The sequence below is a fragment of the Syntrophobacter fumaroxidans MPOB genome, assembly GCF_000014965.1.
Classification (GTDB): Bacteria; Desulfobacterota; Syntrophobacteria; order Syntrophobacterales; family Syntrophobacteraceae; genus Syntrophobacter; species Syntrophobacter fumaroxidans.
In genome coordinates, this window is the sequence record NC_008554.1 from 4,589,981 (window position 1) to 4,611,090 (window position 21,110).

At 53.7% G+C, this 21,110-nt stretch carries 13 protein-coding genes; 2 read left to right on the plus strand and 11 right to left on the minus strand.

What is annotated here, in order from left to right; all coding sequences use genetic code 11:
- Positions 1 to 251: 251 nt before the first annotated feature.
- The 10 genes from SFUM_RS19425 to SFUM_RS19470 all read right to left on the minus strand — a co-directional run bounded on the left by SFUM_RS19425 (position 252) and on the right by SFUM_RS19470 (position 17,839).
- Positions 252 to 1,628 (minus strand): IS1380-like element ISSfu1 family transposase, encoded by a 1,377-nt coding sequence (locus SFUM_RS19425; protein WP_150109575.1) that lies wholly within the window; start codon positions 1,626 to 1,628, stop codon positions 252 to 254.
- A 70-nt stretch (positions 1,629 to 1,698) separates the two neighbouring features.
- Complete coding sequence (locus SFUM_RS22705; protein ID WP_011700551.1) at positions 1,699 to 2,247, minus strand: phospholipase D-like domain-containing protein; 549 nt, start codon at positions 2,245 to 2,247, stop codon at positions 1,699 to 1,701.
- A 422-nt stretch (positions 2,248 to 2,669) separates the two neighbouring features.
- Complete coding sequence (locus SFUM_RS19430) at positions 2,670 to 4,046, minus strand: IS1380-like element ISSfu1 family transposase (RefSeq protein WP_100255602.1); 1,377 nt, start codon at positions 4,044 to 4,046, stop codon at positions 2,670 to 2,672.
- Positions 4,047 to 4,088: 42 nt separating this feature from the next.
- Positions 4,089 to 5,777 (minus strand): DUF8724 domain-containing protein, encoded by a 1,689-nt coding sequence (locus SFUM_RS23020; protein WP_150109576.1) that lies wholly within the window; start codon positions 5,775 to 5,777, stop codon positions 4,089 to 4,091.
- 11 nt (positions 5,778 to 5,788) lie between these two features.
- Positions 5,789 to 9,388: a helicase-related protein gene (locus tag SFUM_RS19440; RefSeq protein WP_167321381.1), complete on the minus strand. Its 3,600-nt coding sequence runs from the start codon at positions 9,386 to 9,388 to the stop codon at positions 5,789 to 5,791.
- A 2-nt stretch (positions 9,389 to 9,390) separates the two neighbouring features.
- Positions 9,391 to 11,967 carry a DISARM anti-phage system protein DrmE domain-containing protein gene (locus tag SFUM_RS23025; RefSeq protein ID WP_011700554.1) on the minus strand — a complete coding sequence of 859 codons (2,577 nt, stop codon included), beginning with the start codon at positions 11,965 to 11,967 and terminating at the stop codon, positions 9,391 to 9,393.
- Positions 11,968 to 12,117: 150 nt separating this feature from the next.
- Positions 12,118 to 14,016: a GNAT family N-acetyltransferase gene (locus SFUM_RS19455; RefSeq protein ID WP_011700555.1), complete on the minus strand. Its 1,899-nt coding sequence runs from the start codon at positions 14,014 to 14,016 to the stop codon at positions 12,118 to 12,120.
- Positions 14,017 to 14,274: 258 nt separating this feature from the next.
- A complete protein-coding gene (locus SFUM_RS19460; RefSeq protein ID WP_011700556.1) occupies positions 14,275 to 15,363 on the minus strand; it encodes an IS630 family transposase in 1,089 nt (362 codons plus the stop codon).
- Between the two features lie 60 nt (positions 15,364 to 15,423).
- Positions 15,424 to 16,035 (minus strand): N-acetylmuramoyl-L-alanine amidase, encoded by a 612-nt coding sequence (locus tag SFUM_RS19465; RefSeq protein ID WP_049766435.1) that lies wholly within the window; start codon positions 16,033 to 16,035, stop codon positions 15,424 to 15,426.
- Positions 16,036 to 16,447: 412 nt separating this feature from the next.
- Positions 16,448 to 17,839, minus strand: a complete 1,392-nt coding sequence (locus SFUM_RS19470) for a sigma-54-dependent transcriptional regulator (protein ID WP_011700558.1) — start codon at positions 17,837 to 17,839, stop codon at positions 16,448 to 16,450.
- Between the two features lie 510 nt (positions 17,840 to 18,349).
- On the opposite strand from SFUM_RS19470, the gene aroF reads away from it, so the two are divergent.
- Both aroF and SFUM_RS19480 read left to right on the plus strand, forming a co-directional pair.
- A complete protein-coding gene (aroF, locus tag SFUM_RS19475; RefSeq protein ID WP_011700559.1) occupies positions 18,350 to 19,363 on the plus strand; it encodes a 3-deoxy-7-phosphoheptulonate synthase in 1,014 nt (337 codons plus the stop codon).
- A gap of 53 nt (positions 19,364 to 19,416) precedes the next feature.
- Positions 19,417 to 20,325 carry a prephenate dehydrogenase/arogenate dehydrogenase family protein gene (locus SFUM_RS19480; protein ID WP_049766436.1) on the plus strand — a complete coding sequence of 303 codons (909 nt, stop codon included), beginning with the start codon at positions 19,417 to 19,419 and terminating at the stop codon, positions 20,323 to 20,325.
- 18 nt (positions 20,326 to 20,343) lie between these two features.
- On the opposite strand, the gene SFUM_RS19485 is transcribed toward SFUM_RS19480, so the two are convergent.
- Positions 20,344 to 20,877: a metal-dependent transcriptional regulator gene (locus tag SFUM_RS19485; RefSeq protein ID WP_011700561.1), complete on the minus strand. Its 534-nt coding sequence runs from the start codon at positions 20,875 to 20,877 to the stop codon at positions 20,344 to 20,346.
- Between the last annotated feature and the right edge of the window lie 233 nt (positions 20,878 to 21,110).

Sequence of the window (21,110 nt, forward strand, 5' to 3'; positions counted from 1 at the left end):
CAAGAATAAAAGTCCTTTAACCCGCATTATTCACGAGGCTTGGCGAGAAAGCCGTTGAATGTGACCATCATGAGTGACGGAGACGGATTTTTCGGTGGTCCGTGCTGTTGAGAGGCACTGGAATCGGTCCCGAATCCTCTGTTTCGGTTTTCGCCTCATATTTTTGTGCCCGACAGCCCGATATTGGGCGCACCTGTAGTGTTGACATCGGTTTTCATGGTGATCAGGCTTCGGTACGGGAGGCCGTGCCTTCAGCATCGGAGCGGCATTTGCCGAATATTTTGCAGTGCGGTGGCAAAGAGGCGTTGATAGGGATAGGCGCGCGGCATGGTAAAGAGGATGCGCCGCACGCTCTGGACCACCCGTGCGCCGACTTTGAGCAGTTTGAGCTTGAGGGTGTCGACTGTGGCGGCAGCCAGTTCCGTTCCGGCAAGGCTCCGGCGCAGGTGCCAAAACAGAACGAAGGCGAAGGTGTGCAGCAGCAGCCGAAACTGGTTGGCCTGGAACCGGGTGCAGCTCAGCCGATCGGCTTTGAGATGAACCTTGAGCTCCTTGATCCGGTTCTCGGCATCGCCCCGGCCGGTGTAGATGCCGTCATAAATCCCTGCGGCGGATTCAAGGATGTTGGTCACCACAAAGCGGGTGTTGAGGCCCCGGGAGAGTCGCTCGACCTTGGCAATAACCCGACGTGATCGTTGCCAGGATCCGGCTCGATGGTAAAAGCTGCCAAAGAGTCTTTGCTTCGCTCCGGTTTTGGCGAACTGCCTCTCGGCTTTGATCACCAGGTTGGCGGCACGTTTACGAAGACGGTCATTGGTGATCAGGCCGATCGTGTATTTGACCTTCTCGCGCTCAAGGAGCCTGTAGACGGCCGGTACGGCAAAGCCTGCATCGGCGCGCACCAGAATAGTGGCGCCCGGATAGGCATGTTTGAGGCGGCGGATGATGCGCTTCAAGATTGCCGCCGCTCCTTTGGACGCGTGTGCGTTGCCCGCGCGCAGCACCGCGGCTACCGGAAAACCGGTGAGCCCGTCAAAGATCAGCAGCGGATGCAGCATGTACTGATCGTAGTAGCCGTGGAAGAAGGAGAGTTGCTGCAAGCCGTGAACGGGATCATCCGTTGCGTCCATATCGAGCACGATTACCTTGCGCGGAGCCGGGTGTGCGGCCACATAGGCGTCAATCAGGGCGTCGCTCAGGCGGCGAAGCTCACAGTTCCCTACACGGTTTTCGAAACGTGAGAGCGTCGGTTGGGAAGCCAGTGCCGGATCGGTTTCGGGCAACCTGCCAACGGCGGTTTTGAGCCCCGGATCAAAGCGCAGGGATTGATGATCGTTGCCGTCTTCGTAGCCCATCGCAATGGCGAAAAGGCGTTGGCGCAAGAGTTCCTCCTGGCCATGGTGCACTTTGGCCTGATCGCGACGGTCGGAAAGTGCCCTGCTCATGGAGGAAGAAAGATCCGTTGCGCGATCGATTTCCCGCAGCAGCAATGAGCCGCCGTCCGAGGTCATTGGGCCGGCCGAAAACTCGGCCACAACAGAACGCGAATCAAGGTTTGCAAAAGAGAGTTGTTTATGACAGACTGTATTCAACGGACATTCCTTTTGTTTCGTGTTTTCTCTTGTCAAGTCAACACGTTACAGGATGTCCGTTCCTTTTTCAAGCACTATTTATGAATTTTCCGGGTTAAAGTACAAGTTATTCAGATGTAACAAGTAAAAATAGACCAATTTCAACTGCATATTCCCAGAATTGTTCAATCTGCTGGGCAACAGCGCCGCCAATGAGAATTCCCATTTCTACTTGGGTTGACAGACCGGGTCCGGTCAGATTTGCGCTCCCCACGTATGCCCTTTGGCCATCTGCCACGCAAAACTTTGCATGTGAACCAAGCTGTTGGCAGTTTTCGAAATGAGCGGCGGCTTGGAAGAAACGTAGCGTACCGCTTGAATTCAGAATTAAATGCTCCCGATTTATGGTTTGCTGACTTTGGCTAGTACTCAGGATGTCCACATTTACTCTTCGGTGCAATGCCGCCCTCAATGCATCGGCTAAAGTTCCCGAAGAAAGACCATAGCCCGATTGCATGAACGGAGCTGCAATGATGACGTGCTGCTTAGCCTCCGCTATGAGTTGGGTGAGTGCGCCCACAGTAGTCCGACATCGGGTACGATAAGCCATCAAAGCACCGAATGGTTCTGGGGCGGTTATTACCAGTTCAGCAATGTGCTCAAATGATTCGCTCATGCTTTGTCACGGTAAGGTCGGGTCAAAATAACCAACCGGTATTTCGCCCAATTCAGCATCATAACCGCCGAACAAGAATGCGCGGCTAAGATTCAAGTTGAAAAAACGACAACTCGTTTCAGCCAAATGAGTGCAGGCATGACAGTTGCCGGTTCTGTCACGACACACCGGATCGTAGACACAGCGCCTAGCCCGCATTATTCACGAGGCTTGGCGAGAAAGCCGTTGAATGTGACCATCATGAGTGACGGAGACGGATTTTTCGGTGGTCCGTGCTGTTGAGAGGCACTGGAATCGGTCCCGAATCCTGTGTTTCGGTTTTCGCCTCATATTTTTGTGCCCGACAGCCCGATATTGGGCGCACCTGTAGTGTTGACATCGGTTTTCATGGTGATCAGGCTTCGGTACGGGAGGCCGTGCCTTCAGCATCGGAGCGGCATTTGCCGAATATTTTGCAGTGCGGTGGCAAAGAGGCGTTGATAGGGATAGGCGCGCGGCATGGTAAAGAGGATGCGCCGCACGCTCTGGACCACCCGTGCGCCGACTTTGAGCAGTTTGAGCTTGAGGGTGTCGACTGTGGCGGCAGCCAGTTCCGTTCCGGCAAGGCTCCGGCGCAGGTGCCAAAACAGAACGAAGGCGAAGGTGTGCAGCAGCAGCCGAAACTGGTTGGCCTGGAACCGGGTGCAGCTCAGCCGATCGGCTTTGAGATGAACCTTGAGCTCCTTGATCCGGTTCTCGGCATCGCCCCGGCCGGTGTAGATGCCGTCATAAATCCCTGCGGCGGATTCAAGGATGTTGGTCACCACAAAGCGGGTGTTGAGGCCCCGGGAGAGTCGCTCGACCTTGGCAATAACCCGACGTGATCGTTGCCAGGATCCGGCTCGATGGTAAAAGCTGCCAAAGAGTCTTTGCTTCGCTCCGGTTTTGGCGAACTGCCTCTCGGCTTTGATCACCAGGTTGGCGGCACGTTTGCGAAGACGGTCATTGGTGATCAGGCCGATCGTGTATTTGACCTTCTCGCGCTCAAGGAGCCTGTAGATGGCCGGTACGGCAAAGCCTGCATCGGCGCGCACCAGAATAGTGGCGCCCGGATAGGCATGTTTGAGGCGGCGGATGATGCGCTTCAAGATTGCCGCCGCTCCTTTGGACGCGTGTGCGTTGCCCGCGCGCAGCACCGCGGCTACCGGAAAACCGGTGAGCCCGTCAAAGATCAGCAGCGGATGCAGCATGTACTGATCGTAGTAGCCGTGGAAGAAGGAGAGTTGCTGCAAGCCGTGAACGGGATCATCCGTTGCGTCCATATCGAGCACGATTACCTTGCGCGGAGCCGGGTGTGCGGCCACATAGGCGTCAATCAGGGCGTCGCTCAGGCGGCGAAGCTCACAGTTCCCTACACGGTTTTCGAAACGTGAGAGCGTCGGTTGGGAAGCCAGTGCCGGATCGGTTTCGGGCAACCTGCCAACGGCGGTTTTGAGCCCCGGATCAAAGCGCAGGGATTGATGATCGTTGCCGTCTTCGTAGCCCATCGCAATGGCGAAAAGGCGTTGGCGCAAGAGTTCCTCCTGGCCATGGTGCACTTTGGCCTGATCGCGACGGTCGGAAAGTGCCCGGCTCATGGAGGAAGAAAGATCCGTTGCGCGATCGATTTCCCGCAGCAGCAATGAGCCGCCGTCCGAGGTCATTGGGCCGGCCGAAAACTCGGCCACAACAGAGCGCGAATCAAGGTTTGCAAAAGAGAGTTGTTTATGACAGACTGTATTCAACGGACATTCCTTTTGTTTCGTGTTTTCTCTTGTCAAGTCAACACGTTACAGGATGTCCGTTTCTTTTTCAAGCACTATTTATGAATTTTCCGGGCTAGTTTCCCGCACCGCATGAAGCCACTCTGTCAGCGATTGTTCGAATAACGCGGTCAGTGCACCGATTGTTGCGCCAAAACGGTGATTACAATAGAGAGCAAACGTAAGTGCACGAGGCAGCACGTATTCAGATAGACTGGTGCGATCCAAGCCGCTGAGGAGAGCCGCTTGGCGGACTGACAGATGACTTAGCGTGTGCAATAAGCCAAAAACCATTCTGGCTTCTGGGCGATCAGCACGCAACGTCTCGCGGACAGGTGCCTCACTGAGAAGCTGAACAAAATATGCCTTTCGGGCAAGGTGTTGATCGGTTCCAGGAGGAATGACTGGGTGATATCCGTTCATTTCGAGCCAGATAATAACGCGCTCGGGGCTCAAGCTGAGCAGTAGAGCGTCGGCCTGCACTTGGTCAACAAAGATAGGGGATTTGCCGCCATGATCCTTGTGAGCTGGAAAGGGATTCAAGCGGCACTGATTTGGCGAATATTCAGCACGACTGAATCCATAGGTGGCAGTAATTATAGGATAATCAGATACCAAAGCCAGCCTGGAAAATCCCATCTGCCGTGCAATAGTGCTCGGTTCAGTCGGATTCTGCATGTCGAGTTCCGTTGGTCGGCCAGTTTCCATCGGCATAATCGCTTCCAGCATTTCCTGACCGGCTCGATTCCAGATTGACCAAGGTACACCGGTACGCTCACAAAGACTTCGAACAATACCGCTTGGCGAACTTGCTTGTTGTTCTTGTTGCCGCACCTCGCGGAGGCTCTGCATCTCATGAACAAATTGCTCAGGTGTGAGTTCGCCGCTGGCCTGCCGACGCATGAGTTCATCTAAGTCAGCTCCTGAAAGGCCCGCACTTTGAGTGCCTTGCGAAGCTTGGGCCCTCGTTCCATACTCTGTCAAATTATGACCGGCAACTTCTTCCATTTCCAGTAACTTCGCCGAAGCTATAGCTTGCCATTCAGGTAAGGCAAAAAACGAATCAAACCTTCGATGGGGAATATTGAGCAGGACGGTTGTATGAGCATAAAATGTGCGCCCCGCTCGATGTACTTCGATGTCCATGCCACGGAGATTTTGGTCCGGCCACTGGCATTCGGCGCAGTACCCACCATATGGAGTCTGTGCCGAATTGCAGCGGCGACAGACCCACCGAAAGTTAGATATACGCTCGCTACCACGCGTATCTAAAGCCATATGGTTCGCAGTGCGGCACTGCCGGCATTGTGGTGGAAGCAGTGGTTGTAAAGCACCACAGCGGTGAATTTTCACAAAACGCAGTTGCACCAATCGTCCTTGGCGGCATGATGGACATTGCTGAGGCAAGGAATCTCTATTGCTGAAATCGAAAATCCGGCCACATCGGCGATCTTGGCACCAAAAAACTTTTGGGAATAGCTCTGATTGAATGCTCCGGGGATCGAGGAGAACAAAACGATCCGCCTGCCTAAACACATCATCACGAAGCACGGGCCTAAAGTCCTCTTGCCAAGCACTAGCTTCTTCTGCAATCCTGCGGAGGATGACAGACGCATTTAGATCAGTTCGCGGATCACCACGAATTTCAACAACCCGAGCAATGGCCGCGACACGCTCGAAATCGAAAGTACGGTTGGGCAGGTAATTAAATAGAACTTGTTGTTTTCCACGAGTCATTGTTCGTGCCACAATATCCTCCGCTATTGCCCACCCGCGCGCCCAGTCCACTGTGTTCCGAGAGAATCCAATTCGATTGGAATAGCCTCGTCCACATCACGAAGACTTCGCATTGGTTTTGGGATCAAAACATCTGAAACAAATCTAAGCCCTGCTGCTGGACTCAGTATCCAATCCAGATACTGACGCACGCGAAGGTGAATCTCATCTCGGAATACGATTTCCCCCGGCGTTGTCGGAGTTTGGACACCGTAAGCTTGCTCCAGTAAAGATATGAAATCCTCCGGCCGCAAGCTGCCATCGCTAATCTTACCCCTAACGAAATCGAGCATGTAATACCGGTTGGGATTACCTTCCCCTGAACGATTTGCCACAAGCTGAAGGAGCACAGCCATGAATAGGCCCGGCAAAGTGCGATTAATACTAAACTTGGACCATCGATTAATGGCTACTGGCTCCACCAACTGCCCCAGAAACTCATGAAACTTGAGGAAGTATGCGTAATGACTCTGGTCTCTTTCTCGTACAGGGTGCAAGCAGGTGAATACAAGACCAACATGGCTTCGACCAACGCGGCTGGATGCCTGTATATACTCAGCATTTTGGCGAGGCATTCCGTAAAAAATCATTGCATTGAGGCGGTCAACATCCACACCATGACTAACCATACTCGTTGCCAGCACTGCATCTGGAGAACTATTGGGAGGCGCCGCACGTTCCAGTCTATCAAGAATGCGTGATACATCATCGGTGGAGGTGCTACCGGTAAGCTCAGAGATCTCAACAGGCAGGAGTCCGTCACGTAATAGGTGCGGAATAACATCTCCCTCGATATCGGTTCGGATGGAGTTCAGTTCACGATTGGCCAAGAAATAAGTCAATGAAGTAGCGTACACATCGAGGAGTTGCTCCCAATCAGGTGAGCCGGGCATAAAAGCACCACCATATGGGTTTGGAGAACCTGTTGCAAGTCTTTGTAGAGCTTGAATTTCGCGATGATAAAAGTCAAGCAGTTCGAGAATAGAATTGAAGATTGTCTTGTTGTGCGGGATTACGCCCACATACAGTCGCTGAGGATGGGGCAATGTCTCTGCATAGAACGACCGCCCCAGTGTCGGTCCTAGACCTGGAAAGACTCGCGCCAGGGTAGGACTTCTCCCATATAGTTGATTAACTTGTCGCTCAAAAGCCTCGATTGTTGCAGATGATGCAATTACTTTCAATGGCTGTGTTTGCCCGAATTCTTGTTGTAGCTGCTGAGTGAAGGTTTCGTAATGGGCATCGAATGTGCCCAAACCCTCTTTCAGCAAATGGAGCTCATCCTGAACGAATAGCGTTGGACCCGAGAGGCCACTAGGTAAAGTCGGCTGAAGGCGTTTTAAATCAGAGCAATCTTTCTGGCAGCAGCGGCCTTTGTAATACCCGTGAATGGAGCACCGGCCATCTGCCTGTCCAAAAAGTAACGCGAATTTCCGCTGGTTGCCCAGGCCAGCAAGCTTGTCAATTGTGCCGACAATGACACATGGTAAGTATCGATAAATCTCGTTATCCACGATATAGACGGGAATTTTTCTCTGCGGGAAACGGCAGGTTGGCTCACTGCAGCGATGAATTAACTCAGTGCTTGTTGGATCGAATTCTATTTGTACCGAAGCTCTGCACGAGGGGCAACGCACGACACGTTTCCAGTTTTGCCTTGCATCGGGGTCATTGACTTTGCTCCAAATGACCTGAATTTCTGCACTGGCACGGGGATTCCCTTGAGGGTTGACAATCTCATTGGGCGAGCCGCCCTGCCCAACGAAGTATCCCACTGCAAATCCATCCACACCACTGCCTGCAAGTCGTGAGTCGCTCTGTTCACGCCGTACAATCTCGGCCATGCCAATGACATCTGCCACACGCTGTGTCTGCTGCAATGTCAAAAGACGCAACGGAAATCGAGTCCATGCGGTGACCCCGCATGCCTTCCCACGCAACCGGTCCCAGAAACAATGGAAGATAATTGTTGCCAAATATGCTTCCGTTTTGCCGCCACCCGTCGGAAAGTAAATGATATCGACTCTCTCTCGGTCACCAATCCCTGAGGCGCTTCCCTCTGGGTCCGCCAAGGCAACAATACCTGGAATTTGGCTCACCAAAAAAACGATTTGAAAAAGTCGCCACTCTGTTTTAGGGCCACGATTAAAAGTTTCATTCGTGAGCTGAAATGCAAGCTGTACGTCAGGGTTTAGGCGAATGAGTTCACAGCCACGCCTGAACCATTCAATCTCCTCTTCGAATTTCAACCGATCTCGATCAAACTCTGCGCCGTGCTGAATTTCCCAGCCCGAATTATTTGAAATGTACCGCTGTAACTCCTGTCCCCACTCCTGTCTGTAATCTTCCATTGACTGCAGTATCGAATTCAGGATCGGCAAGGGGTTTTGCGCCAGATCGGCAAACCTAGCAGGAGGAACTGTATGTGTTGCGAAGCGCATTTGACGGTACACGGGTGTGTGGGTTGTTACGAATTGAAAGCCTGGGATTTCATTATTTTCCCTTTCGACTGCGCAATTGATCCCACGACCCCAGACATACCGATCAAAGCGAAAACCTCTAGGCACTAAATCAACTTCAAATGGCCGCACTTCTCGACCTGCAAAGGCAAATGAGGCCACCGTATCGAACAGGAATGCTTCTGTATTAGGTGAGTCCGCAAGCATCGGTGAAGTATTTACAAACTCCACAGCCATCACGCGTTCTGCGGGATCGGTTGACATAGTTGCCCAGATTTCAGCTCGTATTTGCCAATGCCATTCAGGAATCACTGCCCCGTGCAGTGATTGTAAAAACTCCTGGTACACCGTCTCCGATGCCAATGCTGTGACAGGGACGCGTATTTTCGCATATGGATTCCCATCAGTCTGCACTCTGTCAGGGTCAGTTAAAGCGATCTGCTGCGCACGAGCCATTTCCTGATCCAAGAATGCTTGTAAGTTGCTACTGTCCACCGCCCAAAAACCGCCCTGATCAATATTAACGACGATAAGACCATTAACCTGGCAGGAAATCTTGCGGAAACGGAGAAAAAGCGAATCCTGTGGAGTTCGCGCACGACGTCGATCACGAGCGGAATCAGCAATCTCGGGAGAATCTGCCTCTGCAGTTTGATTCTCACGTTCTTGCTCAGTTGCAATCGTTTCGTCATCCTGTGCAGGGGAACCAGTTTTTTCATTAGCTTGATTTTGTGCAGCCACATCCGTTTTTGCACCAGTTGTGCGACCTGTTGCCACATCCTGCCGTTGGTGTTCGCATTGCTGTGAGAAACTTGGGAATACTCGGTAGTAACATGCCCAGTTTAATGTAACATCGACCTCTACAGTTTCGCGCTCGGGTCTCACAAGGAATTCGGCTCCGAAAGCCATTGGTGCAAGCTTGACCATCAACTCGCGCAAGTGACCCGGTTGAGTCTGGTCAGAAAGTTCATCTAAAGATGGACGCAGATTTCCTATGAAATAAACATCTCGTGGATAGTTTCGTACACATTCGGATTCGCTTCGACCACTGGTTTTATCACGTAAATTGGCAACCAAGTACTCCGCCAATCTGATCTCATCTTGATTCAAATTCCCATTGCTCATATTCATGCATCCTTTTGAGCCAGCCCCAGACTACCACGCAAGAAAGGACCGGCGACGTTCTGTATCCGGATCACGTGCAACACCAATAAGGAACTTCGCACATCTCCAAAGGTTAAACCTAGGTCAGGGTCAATCACTTCGTCGTCGTTCTTGGATACTGACCCTGTTGCGTGCTCAGCCAACCAGCGATTCAGTTTCATCGATAAGCCTCGATGAAGCCCCCGTAATCTGCTTGCAGCTTGTAAGATGAACTTATGGAATTGTAGTACAAAGCTCATATTGAGCACATGCGCCACTCTCTGCAAATCTTCAGGATCAAGAGGACATAATACCATCCCCCTGAGCCAAAAATTCAAGGTCAGAGTGGACACAAGTTGGCTTCCTCTTGCCTGCATTCGTCGCAATAACCCGTTCAAATCTCGCACCCCGAAAGCTCGCAATTCTGCCGAGTCGCCTTTATTTGCCTGCCATTGCTCAAACCGCACACGCAAATCCTCTTGCCAACGACGAATCATCGCGAGATGAAGTTCTATAGAAGGATGTTTGTGGACACGAGAAATAATCAATTCATAAAGACTCTGCCGTTGTTGCCCATGGATAAGCAAGACGAAGTCACCTGTTCTCAGTGAACGGACATACCGTTGTTCGAGTGCGCCATTTCTAACGAGGTTTATGATGTCATCCGGCGCGAAATGGGCAAACCAGCCCTGTTCAAACTGCACCTCTATCGCTTCTTGACACCAAAGATTGCCAGGGTCTGAGACAGTATCTGCGGTGCTATTTTCATCTTGATCAGCCCAGAGATAATCCTCTTCTGCCGACTCATCCCCTTCATTCTGAAAAATTCTGGCAACTTCAACCACAGCGTCGTCTGGTTTCCAAAGCTGGCCAGAAGGAGTTATCTTCAGCGTCGCAGCGGTTTCGGCGTTCATTTCAATAGCTTCAGTCACAGTTAACCGCGATGGGAAGGTCTTTATTTCCGGCTCTCTTATTTTTCCAAGCCGAGCAATTGTTCCCATAGTCCGCCTGTTGGTGCTTAAACGATCCGACCACTCAGCCGCTCTGCGAATGAACGACGGGCATTGGTGCGGGTATACCACTAAATCAACATTTGGCTGAACGAATACCGGCAAGAGCCGTGCGGCTATGGCCGGGCTTGGGAGACCAACCACAACCGGATGCCAAAGAAAGCTTCTCGGAGGCATCAATAGGTCAATTGTATTTGCTGTCTCTACTGGCATGTGCTGACAATAAATCCAGCGCCGAAGGTCGTTTAGACTCACAACATGAGTGTGGAAATCGAGCAAGTCATCTTCGGTGATATTATGGCGGGCGAGCAGAGCAAAAATGAATAGTCTCTTCCTTGCATTACTGGCGAACAGGATAATCCGAGCCTCACCATTGGGTGGTTCCGAGATGCAGAGATTGCTAAGCGCCTCCCATAGAGGACAGCCGTGGTTCTCCAGGTTATCTTTCGCCACATTCAAGAGGTTTCCTATTCTTTCAAGTTCACCATACAGTTTCCGTGCAACTTGTTCACAAGAATTTCGGAAATTAGCACAGGCAGATCCTAGCTGGTTAAAAGACTTCAATCCCCATAATCTGGGTGCTTCTGCTTCATAGAAGTCTAATGGCGCGGCCAAAGATTCCAAAGCTCGCAGATACCTCCAGTGGACTGCAATAGCATCTCTTTGGAATTGCCCTTCTAGCTTTTGTGAAGCACGACCGAGCATTTGGCCTGCATCGCGAATAGTGTCGCTAAATGAGCTGACCACCCTCCCCGCGAGCATAATGGGAATAAGTGCTGTGTTCTTATCAGTATTTAAGAGGTTGACGGGGTTCAATTGAAGTTGGCATGGGTCAATATTCGGGCGTTGAATGCTCGGCGGCCAGACAAACGTCTGCCCGTGACCTTCAAAGTCTTTGACGCACTCGGAAAGTGGATTTTGACCCCAAGCGATCACTGCAATTCCACGTCGAACCGCTTCGTCAAGCAAAGGCCACAGCCAATTCAATGATGGCGCATCGCCACAGTCAACAGCAATCCAACATGGGCAGTACGTTCGGACGATTGCTTCGGGATCGGCTGGAGCATAAACCGTGACCACACGAGGCAAGCCCACTGCTGATGATGCATCAGATGTTGGGCATCCTGAACCTGATGCCCAGCGGCTAATATGTTGTTGAGAAAACACCTCCGCAAGACTCAGCTCCAGGTTTTGCACGCCTGTGCGGCGCAGCTGGTCCCGGATTCCAACTGTAGACCCAAAATAGAGGACGGGACCACTTTGGGGTATGGGGTTACTGCCAACTGGTAGCCGAGAATCCAAAAAATGACGAATCAGTGCTGTCGCGAATGAAAAGGCAGGGCGATGGGGCCGAAAATCGGGGACTGTGATTAATAGTCGTTCGTGGCTCCTGAGTGTAGATGCGATAAGACGTGCATTCCAGTCATCAACGGCATCCCCGGCTTTCTGTCCATCAAACAGAAGTCGGCGCTCATTCCACAATTTTTGGAAAAGCACATCCTCTGTCCCAGGAAGGGCAGCTATTACATTCTTGATCCATTCGAGAGACATTCTGGGGCCTCGGAATCAAGTAAGATGCCAATAGATGTCTCAGCGCAGAACTGCTCATAATGATGCGTCTGGTTCAAAACACTGTGTCACATCTACTAATTCGCCACGTAGCAGAGGAGCCGAAGGAATCCTGCCCTAAGCACAGCTGAGTCACCGATTTTCATTATGGCTACCATCCTGACTCAACTCCCCAAGGCCGGACTTCTCGAGTTCTTGCCTGCTCGTGCTGCGTCCAAGAATTTGCGACTCGTGAATTGCGGCATGGAAGGTATCCCATGAGAATACCCGGTAATCCCAAGGTGCACGCAAATGTACCACAGTATTAGGTTGCAGCTCGTGAATAAACTCAGCCCAGTTGGCAGCAGCAAGAATAACGGTAATCCCGAGCTGTTTAGCGCATCGGCGTAGATTGCGAGAAACGATGTTGGCCGTTATCGAATCCAGGGTTGCGCAAAATTCGTCCGCAACCCAAATATCTGATTCAGACGCAATAAGTTTGGCGACCATAGCACGATAGCGTTGTCCGTTGCTCAACTCGCGAAAGCGTTTAACATAGAGATGTGCTTCCGCTAAGCCGGACACATTCAGAGCGAAAAGAGCCCGATCTAAAGAAATTCGGCCAAATGCATTTACGAGAGGCCGAGAACTTGGCAGAGGCCCGAGTGAAGTAACCGTGAGGGAATCGGGGACTTTGATGTTACCAGTCATGCCTTCAGGCCGATATTGAGGATCGTTCAAACTCCCTTCGAGTAGATTTAATAGGGTTGTCTTGCCAGCACCGGAGGGTCCGCAAATCAGAACAATGTCTCCAGGCTGGATTGTGAAGTTTATATTGGCAAACAATGTGGTGGTTAACATCTCGCGGCTTACGCCAAAAGCCTGCTGAATTTTCCTTGTCGAGCGGGTGCGGATTAAGGGGGCCGATAGCGTAAGCGTACACTCTTGCACGTCAATAGGGGATTGTAGGCGCGGAACATTTACAAGAGGTTGTTGGGCAGGGTAATAATCCGGCAAACCACGTTCACCGATGCGCCTCCGGACGAAGTTTTCACTAGCCCGCGTCAGACCCATTATAAATGTCGGTTTCGGGAGTCGAAAAATTTTATGTAGTAAAGCCCAGTTTTCGTCGGACAACCGCTGAGGTGAACGGAGCAATAAGTCTAACAGACGCTCACGGGGAACAGCCAGCTCTTCTTCAATTTGTTCAAGGCGAGTAGCGTAAGAAACCTGCAGGTCAACAATTCCGCCACTCTCCTCCTTCAATATTTCCCCAGCCTTGACCCGTTCTAAATTCTTTAAGATATAGGCCATGTCCTCATTGACGCGCGCCAAATTCCCTTCTGTATCGCCGATGTAATGCATTCCTGATGATTCGACAAAAGGGACGTAACGGAGCATGTCGGCTGTTATTTCGATAAACAACGGCTTGAGTTTTCCGACATGCCAATGGTCTCGTGCAAATCGTGCAGCGTGTTTGACCAGAATTCGCGCGATACCTAATCCACGAAATTCAGGAGAAACGACTGTTCGAGCTATCCGAACAATGAGGTTCGTGTATTTGCGAACTGTGGCCTTCTTCCAGGTGGTCCAGGAAATATCCCCTGAAGCATGATGAAATACGCTGTCGAGGAGCATCGCGCGCGCGCGATTCATTAAAAAGGCTGTTGACAGCTCGACATAGCCCAATACGCGGGGAAGCAAGGGGTCTTCAGACCGTACAATCAATGGTGCTCTACGTCCATGGAGCACTTTACCTCGATAATGGTAGTCCTCTAACTGATGGTATCCTGCAAGTTCCTCCTCTGTTTGGATTTCCTTGATCTGTAAACGAAGCGTCCGGGGACCCACTCTCAGAATATCACTACGGCAATACGCTGGAAGAATTTGTGCCTTGCCATTTTGGCATGTTACATGAGCATTTTGTGACTGGTCTGCAATTACGTCATCGCTCGGACCGAGGCAGGAATATCGGTGTGTTTTGAGGATTTCACCATTTGATAGTCTGAAGATTTTCCCGTCCGGGCTATAACGGACAGAGTTTACACGCATTTCGTCCCTCCCACCCTTCGAGAATTATCCATCTTTGTATAGCACAAATCGGCTATCTGCCGTTAGGACATTCCCCGTTAGCAGGTTTCACCGAAAGGTTTACCCTCTGGATTGAACTTGGCGCATGAAATTTCCATCAATAAAGGATCCAGACAATCTCAGGTTCCCCTATTCTCATCCAGTCTGTAGGTATTGGCTCAGTGCTGCGGTGCACGGATTCAACTTCCGCAGTCATTGACGACATCATTCAATCGGCGGCTAGTGTCCTGAGTCATTAATCCGTTTACAAAATCGCTTCAGGTTTTTGAGGATTTCGTCAGCGGTTTTGGTCCAGACAAATGGCTTGGGATCCTCATTGCAAATGGCAATGTATCTACGGATGGCGTTCTGAAGTTGATTTACGCTGCGGTGGCTGCCGCGGCGAATCTGTTTCTCCGTTAGTTCGGCAAACCACCTCTCGACCAGATTCAGCCATGAGGCACTGGTCGGAGTAAAATGCATGTGGAAGTGAGGCCTCTTGACCAGCCAGCGCTGGATCATGGCAGTCTTATGAGTTCCGTAGTTATCAAGAACGACATGGACATCCAGACCATCGGGGACGTTATCCTCCACGAGGTCGAGGAATTTGCGAAACTCAACGCTGCGATGCCGTCTGTGGCATTTGCCGAGCACTTCGCCGGTTGCCGTATTCAGAGCTGCAAAAAGCGAGGTAGTCCCGTAGCGCCGGTAATCGTGAGTCCGACGCTCGACCTGTCCCGGCCGTAGAGGCAGGAGCGGTTGCATCCGGTCAAGCGCCTGTATTTGACTCTTCTCATCCACGCACAGTACCACGGCCTTCTCCGGCAGGTTCAGGTACAGTCCGACAATGTCCCGGACTTTTTCAATGAAAAAAGCGTCCGAGGAGAGTTTGAAGGTTTCAGTTCGATGGGGCTGCAACGCAAATGCGCGCCAAATCCGGCTTATCGCCGATTGGCTCATGCCTGTGGCTTTGGCCATCGAACGGGTGCTCCAGTGAGTGGCATTTCGGGGAGTCGACTCTAAGGTGAGCGTCACAACACGCTCCACATCTTCATCGGTAATCTTTCGCGGCATGCCGGGTCTTGGCTCGTCCAACAAGCCATCGACCCGCTGCTCGACGAACCGCATGCGCCATTTGCCAACAGTGGCGCTCGTTATTCCAAGTTGCCTGGCGGCCGCATCGTTGGCAATACCCTCGGCGCAGGCAAGGACGATTCGAGCTCGCAATGCAAGTGACTGCGACGTTTTGGGCCGGTGTGCCAGCCGTTCCAGTTCCGTTCTTTCAGCCAAGCTCAATTCGAGTTCCGCCTTTGGTCGCCCCGTTCGCATATGGCCCTCCATGTGAGAAGTGGCCAGAGCATACAGGAGATCACTGAATTATTCAACTAATTAATGACTCAGGACACTCGCCGATAGAGACCGGCGCACGGTCTGCCAGGGGAACCGCCTGCCCGGGCAATCGGTTGCGGCACCGTCCACGTCACGGTGGCCCACGACGCGGCCGGCAGGGATACGATAATAGTCCATCAGGGTTTTGAGCAGATAGTCGAGCGAACGAAGCTGGCTGGAGGAGGGTTGCTCCTCGTTGAAGTTCCCGACGAGAGCGATTCCTATGCCCTTATCGTTCATTCCGCCCGCTTTGCAGTGAGCGCCGCATTGCTGTTTGACCCAGCGGGGCGACGCTTCGATCTGGCCGTCACCCTTCCCCAACGTGCCGTTGTCGATAAGGAAATGGTACCCGAGGCCGTACCAGAAACCACGATCCTCGTGGGTCCGGTCGATCAACGATGCATTCCCGATATCGGTGGCCGTATGGTGGATGATGATGTATTTCCACTGGGAATTCGGGTAGAGGGCGATGACGTGTTTCATGACTCGCGCGTTGGGGATTGTGAGCTTCTGTCCCTTCGCGATCGGCTCCCCGGGTCTCAAGCCGTTGGCGGCGTAAATGGATTCCTGGGAAACGTTGTACATCCTGGAAATGCGCCAGATTGTCTCCATCGGGCCGACTTCATGGGTGATCGTGCGGGGAGTTCCCAGATCGGCAAGCGGCTTTTCGACGACTGTTCCGGAACGTGGGGCGGGGGTCGAGACGGATGGTCGCGGAGAAGTCGCGGTGCCGCCCGGGGGGTACGCCGGGGAAGGGGGTTCCTGATAGACCTGCTTACCGCAGGAGGACAGCAACATCGACAACAGTGCAATAACAACCAATCCCTGCAAGAAGGATATCCGAATGTCTGCCAATTGCTTGCTCATATGGGCTCTGTCGGTTGAACGGAGTTTGCCGCCCAGCGTGGTTCCATCATAAGGCTCTTTCAATCGTTTGCAAGCAGGAAATGCTGTCGCCTGATGTCCATTTTCCAGGAGGGAACCCTTCGGAGAAAAGGCCGCGAAGTGCCGGAGGAGACCGGTATCAGGCCACGCCGTCCGGACAGACGATGCCTTTCTTTTTCAGCTTTTCGATCAGCGTGGTGCGATTCAAACCGAGCAGTTTGGCCGCCTTGTTCTTGACGCCGCCCGCCTTCTGCAGCGCCTCCAGGATCAGGCGCTTTTCGAGATCGTCCAACGTGTCTTTCAGGCTGATCCCTGCTTCTCCGATCTCCAGGTGCTTGATGCCGCTTTCCTGGTAGGCCCGGATCCTCTGGGGAAGATCATCGACTTCGATCTCTCCGTCTTCGGTCATGATGACCAGTCGTTCGATCACATTTTCCAATTCGCGGACATTGCCCGGCCAGTTGTACCTTTCGAGGACGTCCAGCGCCGACTTGGAAATGCGCTTCAGTGAAAGTTCCTTTTTCTGGCAATGCTGCCTCAGGAAATGATCGACGAGCAGGGGAATGTCGCCCTCACGTTCTCTGAGCGGGGGCACGATGATGGGAATGACGTTGAGACGGTAGAAGAGGTCTTCGCGGAATTCACTGGCGGCAACGGCTCTCTCGAGGTTCTTGTTGGTCGCGGCCAGAATCCGCACATCCACCTCGATCGTGCGGGAACCGCCGAGGCGCTGGAACTTCTTCTCCTGGAGGAACCGAAGCAGCTTCACCTGGAGCTTCGGGCTCATTTCGCCGATTTCATCCAACAGGATGGTTCCGCCATGGGCCAGCTCGAACCGCCCGCGGCGCTCCCGGAGCGCCCCGGTAAAAGCCCCCCGTTCGTGGCCGAACAGTTCGCTCTCGAGCAATTCTTCGGGTATCGCCCCGCAATTTATGGGTACGAAGGTATTGTCTTTGCGTTCGCTGTGGTAATGGATGGCGTTGGCGATCAACTCCTTGCCGGTGCCGCTTTCGCCCATGATCAGAACGGTCGAATGCGATTTGGCCACGCGCCGGATCATGTGGTAGAGAGACTGCATCAGCTGGCTCTGACCGATGATCCGGTCGAAGCGGTGCTGTTCCTGGATCTGAGTGCGCAGAAGGACGTTTTCGTCCTTGAGGCTTCTGATTTCCTGGGCTCTTTTCAGGGTGAACAGGAGCTCGTCCAGGTTCGCCGGTTTGGCCAGGTAATCGAACGCCCCGCGTTTCATGGCGCCGACCGCCGTTTCGATCGTCCCGTAGCCGGTCACGACAACGACAAAGGTATCGGGGTGGTGTTCGGTGAAATGGGCAAGCACCTCCATGCCGCCCATACCCGGCATGGCAAGGTCCGTGATCACGACGTCGAAGTCGTTTTTCTGAGACGCGCTGATGGCTTCCGCGCCGCTGGAGACGATCTGAACGTCATACCCTTCGACGGTAAGGCTCTCGACCACCAGTTGGAGGGTCAACGGCTCGTCGTCGACTACGAGGACGCGGAATAGAGGTTTCATAAGCTGCGGCAGCCCCGGATGCGTCAGTTCGGCCCCGCGGCCCGCACGCGGGCGTTTCCCGGCGGGCACGGGGGAAAACTTCCAGCAATAGTCTTTTTAATGGAAGTTGATCCAAGAGGGAAGGGCAAAGAAAAAGACGAGAAAATTCTTGACCCGCCTCCCCGGCAAGGCTATGTTACCACATTATTGCAGTGAATGGAGGGTTTTGGATGGACAATCGGATGTGTGGCTTTCCTTATTATTGCGGCACCTATTATCCGGGCACCTACCGGAGACGCAGGGGTGCGCATAAGCCATAGCCGAATTTGAAGACGCTACTCAGGCCGTGGGTATCCCCTGGATCCCCACGGCCTTTTTGTTTTGAAGAACAGCAAGGCATCCGGTCGTGGGGAATCGGGAACGTCGCTGCCGAGCCGGCGGAACCAACATGCAGGATGCCTGACTTCAGAAGGCAGGGAATCACCCCGGGTTCGAGCGATCGGCCGGGAATTCCAGGGAGGAATTGGAATCATGATCATCGTATTGAAACCCGACCACAAGGAAAGCGATCTGCACCGCATCGTCCGGCGCCTCGAGGACCTCGGCCTCGGCGCCCACATCTCCAAGGGAGAGCACAGGACCATCATCGGGGCCATCGGAGACGAGAGGGTCCTTCGGGAGGTCCCGATGGAATCCTTTCCCGGCGTGGAGTCGGTTCTTCCCATTCTGAAACCCTACAAACTGGTCAGCAGGGAATTCAAGGAAGAAAACACGATCGTACAGGTCAACGGCCATCAAATAGGGGGTGACGAGATCCAGGTCATCGCGGGACCCTGTGCGGTGGAAAGCCGGGAAGTGCTCGAAGAGATCGCCGGCGAGCTCACCGCGGCGGGAGTCCATTTTCTCCGCGGCGGCGCCTTCAAGCCGCGCACGTCTCCTTACAGCTTTCAGGGGTGGGGGGAGAAGGGGCTGAAGCTCCTGGCCGGCGTGCGCGAGCGGACCGGAATGATGATCGTCACCGAGCTCATGGATCCCAGAGATACGGTGCTGCTCTGCAAGTACGCGGACATCATCCAGATCGGCACCAGGAACATGGCCAATTTCCGGCTGCTCACCGAGGTGGGAAACATCGACAAACCGGTGATCCTGAAACGGGGCATGAGCGCCACGATCAAGGAGTTCCTCATGTCGGCCGAATACATCGCGGCCCAGGGGAACGAAAAGGTCATCCTCTGTGAAAGGGGAATTCGCACGTTCGAAACCGAGACCCGCAATACGCTCGACATCAGCGCGGTCCCGCTGCTCAAGAACCTGACCCACCTGCCGGTGATCGTCGATCCGAGCCATGCCGTGGGGCGAGCGGACCTCGTTCCCGCCATGGCCAGAGCGTCCGTGGCAGCGGGCGCGGATGGACTGCTCGTCGAAGTCCACGTGCGGCCCGAGGAGGCGCTGAGCGATGGTCCGCAGTCGCTGCGTCCCGAAGCGTTTGCGGTAATGATGGAAGAGTGCCGCAGGGTCGCGGTCGCCATCGGCCGAACGATGTAAAGTCCCCGGGCACGCTCGGGGTTTTTCTCGACAGCTCCGAAAGGGGAGGAGGCATGCTGTTGTCCGATTTCATTCAAGGCGAGAGCGAGGTCAAGGTGAAGCTGGACCCCGGAGCGACGGTGGGAGTGATCGGGGGGAAAGGTGAAATGGGACGCCTTTTCAGCGGTTTCTTCCAGAGCTGCGGCTTCCGGGTGAACGTGGGCGACCTCGGGACGAACCCCACGGCCCGCGAAGTGTTGGAATCGTCCGACATTGTCCTCTTCTCGGTTCCCCTCCACCGGACCGAAGCCATCATCCGGGATTTGGTCCCCTATGCGAAGCCGCACCAACTACTGCTGGATTTGAGCAGCCTCAAGGTTGGACCGGTGAGGGAAATGCTGCGCTCGGCCTCGTTCGTGGTGGGCCTGCATCCAATGTTCGGCGGCAGGATCTCCACGTTCCGGGGCCAGACCATCGTGGCCTGCCCCGCGCGCATTCCAACTCCGGACTGGCTTCGCCTGCGCTCCCTTTTGTCCGCGGGGGGGATGGAAGTCAAGGAGAGCACCCCGGAGGAACACGATCGCATGATGAGCATCATCCAGGTCCTTTTCCACATGACCACCATGCTGACGGGAAGGGTGATGCGTCGGATGGGAATCGACCTGGCGGAGGTCCTCGAATACGCCAGTCCCGGCTACCGGGTCGAACTGAGCCAGGTGGGCCGATTGTTTGCCCAGAGTCCGGAGCTGTATTCGGCGATCATACAGGGCAATCCCGGCACGGGGGAAGTCCTCGCCCAACTCAGGGAGGGTCTGGAGCTCTACGGGGGATGGTTCGAGAAACAAGAGTTGTCCGGGTTTGTCAAGGATTTCGAGAGGAGCGCCCGGTATCTGGGCGAGTTCTGCTCCCGGGCCTTTCGGGACAGCTCGGTGCTCCACGAGACGGTGGTGAAATGTTCGGAGGGCGGGTCCGGCGGCGATTGAACGCAGACAGGCGACGTCCTAGTCGTCGTCCTTCCCGTCGGGTGCGCTGTTGCGTTCGAAGCAGTCCTTCAGGCACTGCTCGCAGTTCGAAGTCCGGGCTCCGCGAGTGCAGTACCTTGCGAACGCGTCGAACCAGTCCTTGCCCGTGCGCGGGCAGGCGTTGATGAATTCGAGGAACCGAACCAGGCGCTCCACGGCCAGGGGCGCAATGGCATGTTCGATGCGGCAGGCATTGGCTTCGGCCTCCTCGGCGCTGAGCTGGAGCGCGGTGACGAAAAACTCCTTCAGCGTGTCGTGGCGATGGATGACGTCGCGGGCGATGTCGCGCCCGGCGGTGGTCAGGGTGATGTAGCTGTAAGGACTGTAGTTGATGAGCCCCCGGGCGGCCAAAGCCTTGAGCGCCCCCGTCACCGAAGCGCGCTGAACGCTCATCTGGTCGGCGATGTCTTTCGCCCTCGCAACCCGGTTGGATTGTTCCAGGTGGAAAATGACTTCCAGGTAATCCTCCAGGCTGGCGGACAGATCATCATGGAATTCATCGTCTGGGAGCATTGAAAAAACGCCTTTCTTGATCCGGTTCCGTTAAGTTACCCGTTCGAGTGGCATGCGTCAAGGTGAGGAAGAAACCGTATCGATGAATCGCTCCGATCAGATATGCCGGACAAGACGGAATCTTCCGAACCCGTGCCCCGGACCGCACTCCCGCGCAGAGCAGGTTGCATGGGTTCCAATAGTATCAAATACCATGTTATGTGAAGCGATACAACGCGGTCAAGCCGATTGAG